Consider the following 14858-nt stretch of genomic DNA (forward strand, 5'->3'; position numbering starts at 1 on the left):
CTCCTTTATGTTAAGTATAGTAGAGGCAAATTTTATGATCATCCATCTGTTCCAACGTTAAATCCATTTCATACAGGTTTTCGAGTAACGACTGTTCCATCAATTGGTCTGTCGGACCCGTCGCAACGATTTGTCCTTCTTTCATCGCGACCATCTGATCCGAGTAGACGGATGCGAAGTTCAAGTCGTGTAAGACGACGACGATCGTTTTATTTTCCTCGTCGACGAGCTTCCGGAGTAACTTCATCACCTGGACGGCATGACGCATGTCGAGGTTATTCAATGGTTCGTCGAGCAAGATATAATCCGTATCTTGGGCAATCACCATCGCGATGAAGGCGCGTTGCTTCTGACCTCCGCTGAGGGCGTTGATTTGTTTGTCTTGCATCTCTTCGAGGCCGACGTATGCAATCGCCCGCTCGATTTTCTCGTGATCAAGGGCGGTCAGTCGTCCTTTCGAATACGGAAAACGACCAAACCCGACGAGCTCACGGACCGTCACACGCAGTCCGAGGTGGTTGCTTTGTTTTAAAATCGACAGTCGCTTCGCCAAGTCATCTGACGGAAATTGACTGATGGCCGTCCCTTCCAGTGTGACGACGCCCGCATCCGCTTTCGCGAGACGGCTAATCATCGAAAGGACCGTACTTTTACCCGCACCGTTCGGTCCGATGAAGGATGTCAATTTACCTTTCGGGATCGTGAACGTCGCCGCTTCGACGACGGTCTTCGTTCCGAACCGTTTCGTGATGTTGTCAATCGTAATCATCGGTTGACTCCTTTCAGCAAGAGATAAATAAAGTAGCTACCACCAATCAAGTTCAAGATGACACTAAGCGTCGTCGAGAAGTTCAAGACGTGCTCGACAATCAACTGCCCCCCGACTAACGCGATCACACCAAGTAAAACTGTCGCGACCGCTAAAGCGTGATGGCGGTACGTCGGGATGAGTTGATAGGCGACGTTGACAATCAATAGCCCTAAAAACGTAATCGGTCCAATCAAGGCCGTTGCAATCGAAATATAGATGGCGACGATGATTAACAGACGTTTGACGATTTTTTCATACGGAATGCCCAAGTTAATCGCATGGTCGCGTCCGAGTGCCAATACGTCGAGGAAGCGGACATACCGCCAGAGCCAAGCCGTATTCAAGACGAGGAGGACTGTCGCTAACATCAATAAGTCCGAATCGACGTTGTTGATGCTTGCGAACGAGCGATCTTGCAACAATTGAAATTCGTTCGGGTCCATCAACAGTTGAAGGAACGAGGTGATGCTGCCGAAAAACGTTCCGAAGACGAGACCGACGAGGAGAAGGAAGTAGACGTTCCGCCCTTCCCCTCGGAACAACAATTGATACAGCACGATTGCAAAACCGACCATTAAAAGAATCGTTGCGATGAAGCGGACTTCGATTCCGACTTCAAGCAGGATTGAGCTGCCGAACAAAAACAAGAGTCCGGTTTGAAGCAACATATACAGTGAATCGAGACCGATGACGTTCGGTGTCAAAATCCGGTTCATCGTCACGGTTTGGAAGATCAAGGTCGAGACCCCGATCGCGACACTCGTGACAAGCATCGCTGCTAACTTTGTAAAACGCCTTGGAATGACGTATCCGAGTGCCCCTTGTAAGTTCAACGTCATATAGCCAACCATGCATAATAACGCGAGGACGCCCAGCCAAATCAACCGTTTACGATAAGCCATAACGATCCCTCCTAAACAAGAGGTAGAGGAACAAGCCACTCCCGATCGTCCCGACCATCAAGCTAATCGGAATCTCATACGGTGCAATCAACAGGCGGCCCGCAATGTCACAGACGAGGACGAACAAGGCACCGAACAGAGCCGTCAACGGTAACGTCTTTCGTAAGTGATCGCCGTACCAAATCGAAATCAAGTTCGGCACGATCAGACCAAGAAATGGAATCACACCGACCGATAAAATCACGGCTGAAGCAATCAATGAAACAATCGCCAGCCCGAGCTGCATGACACGCTTATGGGAGATACCAAGATTTTGTGAAAATTCTTCGCCCATTCCGACAATCGTAAACCGGTGGGCATAACGATAAGCAATGAACAGCAACGGAACAGTTATGTAAAGCAATTCGTAGCGTCCCTTTGTGATCATCGAAAAGTTTCCTTGCATCCATCCTTCTAAGCTTTGCAGCAAGTTAAACCGCAATGCGAGAAACGTCGTCAAGGCACCGACGATACTGCCGAGCATCAACCCGACGAGAGGAATGAAAATGACGTCCTTCATTTTGATCCGTTCGAGAATCCGCATGAACAAGAGCGAACCACCAAACGCAAATCCAAATGAAATGAGCATCTTAATCAGTGGATGTGCATCACTAAAGCCAATCATTGAAACGACGATTCCGAGTTTTGCGAAATCCATCGTTCCCGCCGTCGTCGGTGAAACGAAGCGGTTTTGTGTAATCTGTTGCATGATCAATCCCGCAATGCTCATACCCGCTCCAGCCAATAAGATACTTAAAAGTCGTGGTATCCGACTCATCAAGAACAATTCCCATTCCGTCTCGCTCCAAGATAAAATGTCTGTTAAATCGAGGTCAGCGACACCGACAAACATGGAGCCGATCGAGACACATACGAGGAGGATTCCCCAAATTATAATCGACATCGTAGTCTCCTTGTGAAGATAATGATATTCATTCTCATTGAGAACATTCTCATTCTCTCTTTTTTCCAGTCTTCCGTCAACCGTTATTCTGATATTTTTTTAGAAAGTCTTTTTCGCGGTCACATAAAAGTGCGTTTTTTTGAACAACATTCAGTACAGTGACCTCGTGGGTTTTGAACAACATTCAGTACAGTGACCTCGTGGGTTTTGAACAACATTCAGTACAGTGACCTCGTGGGTTTTGAACAACATTCAGTACAGTGACCTCGTGGGTTTTGAACAACATTCGCTTCTACCACGGTTCGCTTGCTTAGGGGCAAGCGGGAAGCCGCTTCGCTTTTTACAAAAGCTGGAGGGTCTCCCCTTGCTTGCTCGTGAACCTTTTCAAGGTTCACTGATTCCCTCAAGCGTCTCACCGTTTTCGAAGCAAGTTGTTCAAGTTATCCCTATTTCCGTTTAAGGCGCTACATCTTATCGATTGGCGTTCTCACTTCTGTGGAAGCTCAGACACGCGTTAACCGATTTGTTCTAGAACGGCATTTGTCGGAAAAGCACCTGTCTAAAAGATTCGCTTCCCGTGACTCCTACGGGAAAAAGCGCAAGAAACTCTTGCGCTGTCAGAGGCAAGCGAGACCCTGCTACTTGTCCCAGTAGGATCAAGTAGCAACGGCTTGCGCCTCGCCCGAGGAAAGCACGGGAAGAAAGAATCTTCATCCCCCAACATTCTTGAATCGTTCAAGGCACTGTACTTTGTCTATCTGCAATCTAATCCGATCTATTCGAGAACGGCATTCGACAAAAACGCATCTCCCTAAAAGATTCGCTTCCCGTGACTCCTACGGGAAAAAGCGCAAGAAAATCTTGCGCTGTCAGAGGCAAGCGAGACCCTGCTACTTATCCGGATAGGATCAAGTAGCAACGGCTTGCGCCTCGCCCGAGGAAAGCACGGGAAGAAAGAATCTTCATCCCCCCAACATTCTTGAATCGTTCAAGGCACTGTACTTTGTCTATCTGCAATCTAATCCGATCTATTCGAGAACGGCATTCGACAAAAACGCATCTGCCTAAAAGATTCGCTTCCCGTGACTCCTACGGGAAAAAGCGCAAGAAACTCTTGCGCTGTCAGAGGCAAGCGAGACCCTGCTACTTGTCCTGGTAGGATCAAGTAGCAACGGCTTGCGCCTCGCCCGAGGAAAGCGCGGGAAGAAAGAATCTTTATCCTGCAACATTCTTGAATCGTTCTCTACGCAAAATAAAAAGAGGTAACCCCCACAATTAAGTGAACGGTTACCTCATCGCTTGACGATTTGTGCCAAACAAGCATTTCTTATTTTCCTAAGTTATCGAGCATGATGCCTGTCCCGCGTGCGACACATAACATTGGATCTTCTGCAATCAAGACCGGTAACCCAAGCTCTTTTGCCAACAACTGATCGATTCCGTCGAGCAATGCCCCACCACCCGTTAAGATGATGCCGCGGTCGATGATATCTGCTGCGAGTTCCGGTGGTGTCTTCTCGAGAACCCGTTTTGTCGCTTCAACGATTTCCATCGCTGATTCTGCGAGTGCTTCATGAATTTCCTGTGAGCTGACCGTAATGTTATGCGGCAGCCCTGTGACGAGATTGCGTCCCCGGATGTCCATCTCTTCCTGACGTCCGTCTTCTGAGACCGTTGCTACCGTCATCTTGACGTTTTGCGCCGTCCGTTCACCGATGATTAACTTATGCCGATCTTTGATCGCCCGAATGATATCGTGATCAAATCGATCTCCTGCAACTTTGATTGTTTCGCCACAGACGATATCTCCCATCGAGAGTACCGCAACATCCGTCGTCCCGCCACCGATGTCGATGACCATATGTCCCGCAGGCATCCAAATGTCCATCCCTGCTCCGACTGCGGCTACTTTCGGTTCGACTTCGAGGAAGACGGTTTTCGCGCCCGATTTTTCTCCTGCCTGACGAATCGCTTTTGCTTCGACCGTCGTGATGCTCGCTGGTGTACAAATCAACATCCGAACGCCACCGAACATGCTGCGGACCTCAATTTTATCGATGAAGTGACGTAACATGGCTTCCGTCATCTCGAAATCTGCGATCACACCATCTTGGAGCGGACGAATCGCGACGATGTTTCCCGGTGTCCGGCCTACCATTAAATGTGCTTCCGTACCTACTGCATGAATTTTGCCGGTCGCTTTATCAATGGCGACGACTGAAGGTTCATCGAGGACAATTCCTCTTCCCTTTACATGAATGACGACATTGGCAGTTCCTAAATCAATTCCGATATCTTTTGAAAACATCTCGCGTGATCTCCTTTACCAGCTGGCTATTATTCCATAATTTAGAACGTCGTTTGGACGTCTAACCCATTTATGTATACATACCTTTCAATTTTAGCACAGGCAAGCAAAAAGAGACGACTTTCTTTTTCAGAAAGTCGTCTCTCGTTAATGAAATGGAATAATAGCTTAAGATTAAAGCTTTGTCGCTGCCGTTTCTTCGACAACCGCTGTTTCTTCCGTGATGCGCTCGACATCTGCGCCAAGGGCTTGCAGTTTCAAGTGGAAGTCAACGTATCCACGATCGATGTGATGGAGTGCACCGACACGTGTTTCACCTTCAGCAATCAAACCAGCTGTGACAAGCGCTGCACCAGAACGAAGGTCTGTTGATAAGACTTCTGCTCCTTGAAGCTGAACACCACCTGTGATGATGGATGAGCGTCCTTCGATTTTGATATCAGCATTCATACGGCGGAATTCTTCCACGTGCATGAAGCGGTTTTCGAAGACCGTTTCCGTGATGACCGATGTTCCTTCAGCTTTTAAGACAAGCGCCATCATCTGTGCTTGAACGTCTGTCGGGAAACCAGGGTGTGGCATCGTCTTCACGTCGACAGCAACCAATTTCTTAGGTCCGACAACACGAAGCCCTTCTTCTGTATCCGATACTTGAACACCCATCTCTTCCATTTTTGAGATCAATGGACGAAGATGCTCACGCTCAGCACCGATGACTTCGACGTCACCTTCTGTGATTGCTGCTGCAATCATGAATGTTCCGGCTTCGATCCGGTCTGGAATCACGTAGTGGTTGCCACCATGTAATTTTTCGACACCTTCGATACGGATCGTTTCCGTACCTGCGCCACGGACTTTCGCGCCCATCGCGTTCAAGAAGTTCGCGAGGTCAACGATTTCAGGTTCTTTCGCAACGTTCTCGATGACTGTCGTGCCTTCAGCGAGTGTTGCCGCCATCATGATGTTTTCTGTCGCACCGACAGAAGGGAAATCAAGATAGATTTTTGCACCTTGGAGACGACCATCGACCTGTGCTTCAACAAAACCGTTTCCGATGATTGTTTTAGCGCCCATCGCTTCGAATCCTTTTAAGTGAAGATCAATTGGACGTGATCCGATTGCACAGCCACCCGGCATCGCAACGCGTGCGCGACCGAGACGTGCAAGGAGTGGACCCATGACAAGAATCGATGCCCGCATTTTACGGACGTATTCAAGTGGTGCTTCGTCTTTTAGTTCCGGTTCTGCATTGACGGTAACCGTGTTCGCTTCTGCATCGAATTCGACTTGTGCGTTTAAGTTCCGTAAGACATTGTTGATTGTATAGACGTCTGCAAGACGTGGTACGTTTTGAAGGACCGATTGACCTTCTGATGCGAGCAATGTCGCAACCAACGTTTTTAAGACTGCATTTTTTGCACCTTCTACTTTTACTGTTCCAGCTAATTTACGTCCGCCACGGACAACAATTTTTTCCATTACCCATACTCCTCTGCTTCGTTTCTTTTCTATTCGTACAATTCGTGATTGGTGTTGATCATAGTTGAAAAGTCAACGAATGATAGAAAGAAACTTTCCTATAGTTATCTCTCGTGCCAAAAGCCAATACGATTTTCAGTGTCATAATCAATGTGTTTCTTCATTATAAGAATACTATCCTTTTCCATACTAATTCAGATGACCAAATTAGGGTTTACAAGGAAGTTACAAGTTCAGCCTACTAAAAATTGAAGACGTTGGGCGAATCCCGAATACTCCAGCAAAAAGCGACCGACGAGGGAACCGAGTGCAATCGCAAGCAACGTCCGTAACGCAATGGCGTGTGGACCTTTAGGATGTTGGAGGATTTTTTCCCACTTGACTGGTAAGAGAGACCACCAGGCAAGAACAATTGCCATTACATAAACGAGCATACTTACTAAAGCACTTAAACCAATTGACGTCACGCGCTTGCACCTCTTCTTCGTGTTTTCTTCAACCTTACCATGATTTCACAAAATGAATGATTTCGCAAACAAAAAAGCACAATATGCATTTATTTTAGCGCATAAAATATATTTATTAAAGATGATTGTCACAATTTCTATAGAAGTAAGGATGAAAAGTTTGTGAATAAGAGGTCTATATGGTACTTTTACTATTTTTCGCCATCTTAAACCTGAATCGCCTTAATCCTAAAGAAAACGCTTTTAAATCGACGTTTTCTACAAAAAAAGACCCGATTTCCACGAGGGAAACCGGGTCTTTTACTTGAATCAATCGCGACCGTAGTCTTTTAAATCGAGACGGTTAATTGCCCGTTTCAATGAAAGCTCTGCGCGTTTGAACTCAAGATCTGATAATTTCGTGTCCTGGAGACGTCGTTCTGCACGAACCTTCGCAGCCGCAGCACGGTCATAATCGACCTTATCTGCCTGCTCCGCTGTTTCTGCAAGAACCGTTACAGTATCCTGGCGCACTTCCATAAAGCCACCGCTGATAGCGATCAACGTGCGTCCGCCATCTTCGTGGCGCAACTTCAAGATGCTGATGTCGAGTGGTGTTACGAGCGGTACGTGGTGCGGGAGGACCCCGATTTCACCCGTTATCGTTTTCGCAACGACCATACGGACATCGCCATCATACACTTCGCCATCCGGGGTGACGATATTGACATGAAGTGTGTTCATCTCAAGTCCCCCTTATGCTTTGTCACTTAGACAAGCGCCTTCGCTTTTTCAATCGCATCTTCGATCGGACCGACAAGACGGAATGCTTCTTCCGTCAAATCATCGTGTTTGCCATCGAGGATTTCTTTGAAGCCGCGGATCGTGTCCTTAACTGGGACGTACGATCCTTTTTGTCCTGTGAACTGCTCAGCTACGTGGAAGTTCTGCGACAAGAAGAACTGGATACGACGCGCACGGTGAACACTTAACTTGTCATCTTCCGACAACTCGTCCATACCGAGGATTGCGATGATATCTTGAAGTTCTTTATAACGCTGAAGTGTTTCCTGAACTTGACGTGCTACAGCGTAATGCTCTTCACCGACGATTTCAGGTGAAAGGGCGCGTGATGTAGAAGCAAGTGGATCCACGGCAGGATAAATACCCATCTCAGAGAGACGGCGCTCAAGGTTCGTCGTTGCATCTAAGTGAGCAAACGTCGTCGCAGGAGCCGGGTCAGTATAGTCATCGGCTGGTACATAAACCGCTTGGATTGATGTAACCGAACCTTTGTTTGTTGACGTGATACGCTCTTGAAGCATACCCATCTCTGTTGCAAGTGTCGGTTGGTAACCAACGGCAGATGGCATACGACCGAGAAGGGCCGATACCTCTGAACCTGCTTGCGTATAACGGAAGATGTTATCAACGAAGAGAAGAACGTCCTGTCCTTGCTCATCACGGAAGTATTCTGCCATTGTCAAACCAGTCAAGGCAACACGAAGACGTGCACCAGGTGGTTCGTTCATCTGACCGAAGACCATCGCTGTTTGTTTGATAACGCCTGAATCCGTCATCTCATGGTACAAGTCATTACCTTCACGTGTCCGCTCACCAACACCTGCGAATACCGAGATACCGCTGTGCTCTTGGGCGATGTTGTTGATCAATTCCTGGATGAGGACGGTCTTACCTACACCGGCACCACCGAAGAGACCGATTTTACCACCTTTGATGTAAGGAGCAAGTAAGTCAACGACTTTAATTCCTGTTTCAAGAATTTCAACTTTTGTTGAAAGGTTATCGAACGTTGGTGCTTTTTTGTGAATCGGAAGACGTTCCACGCTTGCATCAAGTTCTTTTTCATCAATTGGGTTACCGAGTACGTTGAATACGCGACCGAGAGTCGCTTCACCGACGGGTACCGAGATTGGAGCGCCTGTATCCAGGACTTCCACTCCACGGCGTACACCATCCGTCGAATCCATCGCAATGGTACGGACGACATCGTCACCAAGGTGTAATGCGACCTCAAGCGTTAAGTCGATAGCCACTTCTTCTACAGTTTGCGGCGTATATTGAATACGAAGCGCGTTGTAGATGTTCGGTAAGTGTCCTTCGAACTTAACGTCGATGACAGGTCCCATGACCGCGACGACGCGGCCTTTTAAACCGAGTTCGTTCATCGTGTTTCCTCCTACCTATCATTACGTCCTTGGGGCTTACTGCTGCGCAGCTGCTCCACTGACGATCTCTGTGATTTCTTGCGTGATTGCAGCTTGTCGAGCCCGGTTGTAGACGAGAGTCAATCGACCGATCAAGTCATCTGCGTTATCTGTCGCACTTTGCATTGCTGTCATACGTGACGCATGTTCTGCTACTTTCGCGTCAAGAAGCGCACCGAAGATCAAGCTTTCCGCATAACGCGGAAGGAGTTCAGAAAGGATTTGCTCCTCACTTGGCTCATACTCATAAGTCGTCGAAGACGAAGCTTCGATTTCTCCGAGTGGGAGAAGGGTTTCGACTTTCACTTCTTGGCTGATGACAGACAAGAAATGGTTGTAGCTCAGCTTGAGTTCGTCGATTTCACCGTTCGTGAACGCACTCACTGTACGCTTCACGATTTCAGCTACATCAACATACGAAGGAGAATCGTTGAGTCCTGTGATCGCGTCTGTGACCGTGATTCCGCGTGAACGGAAGAACTGGACACCGACTTTACCGACCACATACAGAACGTAACTGTCCGTAGTGTGCTTTTCTTTGATTTCCCGGTAGACTTCACGCAGCACGTTGGCGTTATATGCACCAGCTAAGCCGCGATCCGATGTGATGACGATAAATCCAGTCTTTTTGACGGGACGTTTCTCGAGCATCGGATGGCTCGCACCTGTCGTGCCATTCGCAATGGTTCCGAGAACCTCCTGCATTTTCAGCATGTAAGGCTGGAACTTCGCGCTATGTGCTTGAGCGCGGTTTAGTTTCGACGCCGAAACCATGTTCATCGCTTTCGTGATCTGTTTCGTACTTTTCGTCGAGTTAATCCGCGTTTGTATCTCGCGCAACGATGCCATTTCGATTCACCACCTTGTTAGTATCAAGAGCGTTCAGGCGAAGCCTAAGAGTTGACCCTTAGACTGTCGCTTGGAACGTTTTCTTAAATTCTGAGATTGCTGTAACGAGTTCTTCGTCAGCCGGAAGGTTACCTGTTTTACGGATCTCATCGCAAAGCTGTTTGCGGTTTTGATCGAGCCAGAGGTTGAGTTCCTTTTCAAAACGACGAATATCCGTAACGGCAACATCATCAAGGTGACCACGAGTCAAGGCATAGATGATGATGACTTGCTTGTCGACAGTCAACGGTTGGTTAAGATCCTGTTTCAGAACCTCTACTGTCCGCTCACCACGGTTAAGCTTCGATTGTGTCGCTTTATCAAGGTCAGATCCGAACTGTGAAAAGGCTTCGAGCTCACGGTAAGAGGCGAGGTCAAGACGGAGCGTACCCGCTACCTTCTTCATCGCTTTTACTTGAGCCGATCCACCAACACGCGATACCGAGAGACCCGGGTTAATCGCTGGACGGACACCTGAGAAGAAGAGATCCGATTGAAGGAAGATTTGACCATCCGTAATCGAGATAACGTTCGTCGGGATGTAAGCCGAGATATCCGACGCTTGTGTCTCGATGAACGGAAGTGCCGTTAAGCTACCTGCGCCAAGCTCGTCGTTCAATTTCGCCGCACGCTCAAGAAGGCGTGAGTGAAGGTAGAAGACATCCCCTGGGTAAGCTTCGCGGCCTGGTGGACGCTTCAAGAGAAGCGAAAGCTCACGGTATGCAGCTGCTTGTTTTGAAAGATCATCATAGATGACAAGAACGTGCTTGCCGAGATCCATGAAGTGTTCACCCATCGCTACACCAGCGAATGGTGCGAGGTAAAGAAGTGGTGCCGGCTGTGAAGCAGCGGCAGAAACGACGATCGTGTAATCAAGTGCACCGTTTTTACGGAGTGTTTCAACAACACCACGGACTGTTGATTCTTTTTGTCCGATTGCGACGTAAATACAAATCATGTTTTCTTCTTTTTGGTTGATGATTGTATCGATGGCGATCGACGTTTTACCTGTCTGACGGTCACCGATGATCAACTCACGTTGTCCACGACCGATTGGAACGAGGGCATCGATTGCCTTGATTCCTGTCTGAAGTGGTTCGTGAACCGATTTACGTGCCATAACGCCAGAAGCTTTACGCTCGATTGGGTTATAGTGTTCCGTTTCGATTGGACCAAGACCATCGATTGGCATACCGAGCGGGTTAACGACGCGACCGAGCAATGCGTCCCCTGTTGGTACTTCCATGATGCGTCCTGTACGGCTAACTGAATCGCCTTCTTTAATATCAAGGTAGTCACCAAGAATGATGATACCAACGTTGCCTTCTTCTAAGTTTTGCGCCAAGCCCATTGTGCCGTTAGCGAATTCTACGAGCTCTCCCGACATGACGTTGTCGAGTCCGTGTGCACGAGCGATACCATCACCAATTTGGATGACCGTACCCGTCTCGTTCACTTCCATCGTAGAACCGTACTGCGCGATACGCGCTTTAAGCAGGGCGCTGATTTCTTCAGCTCTAATGCTCATGCGTTTCACCCCTATTTTCTTACGCTTTTAACAGCTCACGCTCAAGTCGCGTTAGTTTCGTTTCGATCGTGCCGTCATATGTCGTGTAACCGATTTGGACGCGAAGTCCTCCGATTACATTCGTATCAACAACATTTTCTACTTCAAGCGTTTTACCTGATTTTTGGCCGAACGTTTCTTTCACTTTCGTGATTTCCGCGTCTGACAATTTGTATGCACTCGTCACGACGGCTGTCGCAACGTTACGGTGTTCATTCAATAACGCAATGAAATGCTCCGGCAAAGACAATACTTCCGCCGCACGGTCGTTTTCGACCATGACGAGGATGGTATTCAAAACAATCGTGTTGAAGCCCGTGAAGCTCGTCTGTAAGACTAACTTCAGCTCTTCCGCAGAAATCGATGGGTTACTTAAAACCGATGCGAGCTCTGGTGTTGCGTGGAGCACTTCGCCGAGCGTCCGCACATCAGCTTCTGCTTGCTCGAGCACATGATGCTCAAGCGCAAGATCGAAGAGCGCTTTTGCGTAGCGTCCCGCTACGTGATCACGCATTAGTTCGTGCCCTTAGTGTCAGCAAGGAATTGATCGACGAGCGCGCGCTGAGCGGCTTCGTCTGTCGCAAGCTGTGTTTTCATGACGTGGCGTGCTGCAGCGATTGCTTGAAGAGCAACATCGTTCTTCAAAGCAGCTTGTGCTTCAGCGCGTTCACGGTCGATTGCACGGCGAGCTTCTTCCTTACTCATTTCTGTCTCAAGACGTGCCTGCTCCATCGCACGTGCTTGTTCTGCCTCAGCTTGACGGCGTGATGATTCTAATAAGTCACGTGCTTCCGTACGTGCCTTATTTAATTCTTCTTGTTGTTGTTCTACGTAGACTTCAGCGTCTTTACGGCTTTTTTCAGCCGAGTTGATCTCGCTAGCCACATGCTCTTCCCGCGCTTTCATCATGTTGATGAGCGGGCCCCAAGCGAATTTCTTCAAGAGGATGAGGAGCAAGAGGAAAACGACGATCGTGACGATCATATTGGCAAGTAAAAGGTGGCTTTCTTCGCCGCCTGCTTCTGCCGCAAGATACGTAAGATTCATTCGATTACACTCCCCTCGTGGTTGGTCCAACTTCTTATATCTACATAAGGGAGCAAAAGCTCCCGTGACGGTTCACTCCTGTCGAACGAATAACGCCCTATGTAGCTCGTTTCTTAAACTATGGATTAAGAGTTGAGGAGAAGGAAACCGACCGCTACACCGATGATTGGAAGTGCCTCAACAAGACCGATACCGATGAACATTGTTTGACGAAGTTCGTTTTTGAGTTCTGGCTGACGTGCTTGTCCTAATACTGTACCGTTTACGATAAGACCGTTACCGATACCAGCGCCAAGTGCGCCGAGTCCGATGATGATCGCTGTTGCAATAAGTTCCATTATAAATTGCCTCCCTAGATTGTGTTCGAAATTTGGTCGTGCGATTATCGGAAAAGCAGATGCTTTACCTTCGAATTAATGGTCGTGCGCTGCCTTATGTCCGATGTAAACCATCGTTAGGATAAGGAAGATATACGCTTGGATTGCTCCGATGAAGAGTGAGAATCCTTGCCAAATCAGCATTGGAATCGCTGAAAGGATGACACCGACTGGTCCGAGGAATTGGAAATCGTTCGTTCCAGAGATGATTCCGATCGAGAGAATGATTCCGATCATGATTTCACCAGCGAAGATGTTCCCGTAAAGACGAAGACCGAGTGTCAACGTGTTTGCGAATTCTTCAATGATGGTAATAATAAACATCGGCGTCATAAACGTTTTCGCATATGAACCGAAGCCGCGCATTTTCACACCGTAATAATGGCTCATGACCACTACCATAGATGAAAGTGCAAGTGTCACGTACGGATCCGCAGTTGGTGAGTTGAACCAAATGTAGTGACCCGTCACAACGTTAAATGGGAGACCCATTAAGTTGGACACGATGATGAATAGGAACAGTGTCATTCCGAAAGTAAGGAAGCGACCCCCTGTTTTCCAATCCATCGTACTGCTGATGATTCCGCGAACGAATTCGAGGAACCACTCTAGCGTGTTTTGAAAACCGGTTGGCTTCATCGCGAGACGTCGCGTACCGGCCACGGCAATCAGGAAGACGAGAGCAGCTGCTATCAGCACTGTGATCAAGTTCGTCCAGCTACCGTACAGAACGAAGTCGCCCCAGAGTGGGATTTCGTAAAGTGGCATTTCGTGGTTCATTTGACTATTCACCTCTTTTCCCGCTTAAGTTCGTGAGTCAAGAACTCACAAAATTGTATGACGTGGCCGGCGAGAAGGCCTATTACCACCGCAGTTAATGACAATTCGGCTTCGTACTTCAAACCGATCATCACACAAAGTACCGCGACCGCCATGCGTGATACGGTCCCTCGAGACATCGGCTTGCGCCCACGCTCGATTACACGATACATTCGATCGACGCTTAATCGTTGCAGCGTCAAGATCATGAAGCTACCTGCCCCACCTAATGCCAGCCCATAAATCACTGGATCACTCGGATAACCGACAAGTAACAAGACAGCCAGGATTCCATAATAGAGTCCAAACCATCGTAAGTACGCACGATACAACGCATCTTGAAGGATTATGTTCATGTCTTGTCTCCTAACAAGTGCCTGATCATTGCGATCATGCAAAGAATGCCGATGAAAATCCCGATGAACACCGAGAATGTCGCTCCCATCTTTTGCCACCAGTCCTGTTGTTCCCCATAGTTCCCAACAAGGAAGCCGATGACGATTGGTGCGGCAAGTGCCGTCGAAATTTGCGAGGCCATGACCATACTCGTTGCGAGCCCTTTTTGGCGCACTAGAGACGACCCCCTTTTCCCAATTGCAGGTTCTTTTTCTTTCCCACAATTTGCGGATTTTCATACTAGTCAAGAATACAATGAGAACCATTTCATAGTCAAATGAATTCACAAATAAAATAGACCGCTGAAACCATTGTATATCAACGATTGATAAGGTTTTCACAGAGGTACCCCATCCACCTCTTTTCACGAAGATGTGAAGAAAATATGTAGTGCTATCAACGTTTAAAGAGATGGTTCACTTGATGAACAAAACCATTGAACAGTAACGTTATATCGCGTTCTGGAATGAGAAACAAGCCGTCTAAAATTGATTTGTGTCGATTTTGTGAAAAAGTAATTTTTGTTCAAGATTGGAAGCGCTTTCGATTCGGGACAGAAAAACGCCTCTGACATCTGTTTGTAACAAAGGATTTAAAGCATTTCCAATTTGTCTGTTGTGTCGCTTGTCACAGCTTGAAATGTCATG

General features: G+C 47.8%; 16 protein-coding genes. All 16 read right to left on the reverse strand.

Features of this window, described 5'->3' with window-relative positions; genetic code table 11:
• Positions 1–10: 10 nt before the first annotated feature.
• Positions 11–769, reverse strand: coding sequence for an iron ABC transporter ATP-binding protein (locus KNP88_RS14150; protein ID WP_214894425.1), 759 nt, complete (start codon positions 767–769; stop codon positions 11–13).
• Positions 766–1713, reverse strand: coding sequence for an iron chelate uptake ABC transporter family permease subunit (locus tag KNP88_RS14155; RefSeq protein ID WP_214894426.1), 948 nt, complete (start codon positions 1711–1713; stop codon positions 766–768). Before KNP88_RS14155 ends, KNP88_RS14150 begins: the two co-directional genes overlap by 4 nt.
• On the reverse strand, positions 1700–2656 hold the full coding sequence (locus KNP88_RS14160; RefSeq protein ID WP_214894427.1) for an ABC transporter permease: 957 nt from the start codon (positions 2654–2656) through the stop codon (positions 1700–1702). Before KNP88_RS14160 ends, KNP88_RS14155 begins: the two co-directional genes overlap by 14 nt.
• Positions 2657–3983: 1327 nt before the next feature.
• Positions 3984–4964, reverse strand: a complete 981-nt coding sequence (gene mreB, locus KNP88_RS14165; protein WP_088837964.1) for a rod shape-determining protein MreB — start codon at positions 4962–4964, stop codon at positions 3984–3986.
• Positions 4965–5138: 174 nt separating this feature from the next.
• Positions 5139–6443: a UDP-N-acetylglucosamine 1-carboxyvinyltransferase gene (gene murA / locus KNP88_RS14170; RefSeq protein ID WP_029331739.1), complete on the reverse strand. Its 1305-nt coding sequence runs from the start codon at positions 6441–6443 to the stop codon at positions 5139–5141.
• 233 nt (positions 6444–6676) lie between these two features.
• Positions 6677–6910, reverse strand: coding sequence for a DUF1146 domain-containing protein (locus tag KNP88_RS14175; RefSeq protein ID WP_029331740.1), 234 nt, complete (start codon positions 6908–6910; stop codon positions 6677–6679).
• Positions 6911–7219: 309 nt separating this feature from the next.
• Positions 7220–7633, reverse strand: coding sequence for a F0F1 ATP synthase subunit epsilon (locus tag KNP88_RS14180; protein WP_088837965.1), 414 nt, complete (start codon positions 7631–7633; stop codon positions 7220–7222).
• A 26-nt stretch (positions 7634–7659) separates the two neighbouring features.
• On the reverse strand, positions 7660–9078 hold the full coding sequence (atpD, locus tag KNP88_RS14185) for a F0F1 ATP synthase subunit beta (protein WP_088837966.1): 1419 nt from the start codon (positions 9076–9078) through the stop codon (positions 7660–7662).
• Between the two features lie 36 nt (positions 9079–9114).
• Positions 9115–9966, reverse strand: coding sequence for an ATP synthase F1 subunit gamma (atpG, locus tag KNP88_RS14190; protein ID WP_088837967.1), 852 nt, complete (start codon positions 9964–9966; stop codon positions 9115–9117).
• A 58-nt stretch (positions 9967–10024) separates the two neighbouring features.
• The gene (atpA, locus tag KNP88_RS14195) at positions 10025–11533 is read right to left on the reverse strand and encodes a F0F1 ATP synthase subunit alpha (protein WP_029331744.1); all 1509 of its coding nucleotides are present in this window, start codon (positions 11531–11533) and stop codon (positions 10025–10027) included.
• Between the two features lie 19 nt (positions 11534–11552).
• The gene (locus tag KNP88_RS14200) at positions 11553–12086 is read right to left on the reverse strand and encodes a F0F1 ATP synthase subunit delta (RefSeq protein ID WP_088837968.1); all 534 of its coding nucleotides are present in this window, start codon (positions 12084–12086) and stop codon (positions 11553–11555) included.
• Positions 12086–12619 carry a F0F1 ATP synthase subunit B gene (gene atpF, locus KNP88_RS14205; RefSeq protein WP_088837969.1) on the reverse strand — a complete coding sequence of 178 codons (534 nt, stop codon included), beginning with the start codon at positions 12617–12619 and terminating at the stop codon, positions 12086–12088. Before atpF ends, KNP88_RS14200 begins: the two co-directional genes overlap by 1 nt.
• 125 nt (positions 12620–12744) lie before the next feature.
• Positions 12745–12957 carry a F0F1 ATP synthase subunit C gene (gene atpE / locus KNP88_RS14210; RefSeq protein ID WP_012371545.1) on the reverse strand — a complete coding sequence of 71 codons (213 nt, stop codon included), beginning with the start codon at positions 12955–12957 and terminating at the stop codon, positions 12745–12747.
• Positions 12958–13032: 75 nt separating this feature from the next.
• Entirely contained in the window at positions 13033–13776 is a 744-nt protein-coding gene (atpB, locus tag KNP88_RS14215) for a F0F1 ATP synthase subunit A (protein ID WP_214894428.1), read from the reverse strand.
• 8 nt (positions 13777–13784) lie between these two features.
• Positions 13785–14171, reverse strand: a complete 387-nt coding sequence (locus tag KNP88_RS14220; protein WP_088837971.1) for an ATP synthase subunit I — start codon at positions 14169–14171, stop codon at positions 13785–13787.
• Positions 14168–14386 carry an AtpZ/AtpI family protein gene (locus KNP88_RS14225; RefSeq protein WP_014971404.1) on the reverse strand — a complete coding sequence of 73 codons (219 nt, stop codon included), beginning with the start codon at positions 14384–14386 and terminating at the stop codon, positions 14168–14170. Before KNP88_RS14225 ends, KNP88_RS14220 begins: the two co-directional genes overlap by 4 nt.
• Positions 14387–14858: the final 472 nt, after the last annotated feature.

Source organism: Exiguobacterium sp. H66, assembly GCF_018618705.1.
In the GTDB taxonomy this organism is placed as follows: Bacteria; Bacillota; Bacilli; order Exiguobacteriales; family Exiguobacteriaceae; genus Exiguobacterium_A; species Exiguobacterium_A oxidotolerans.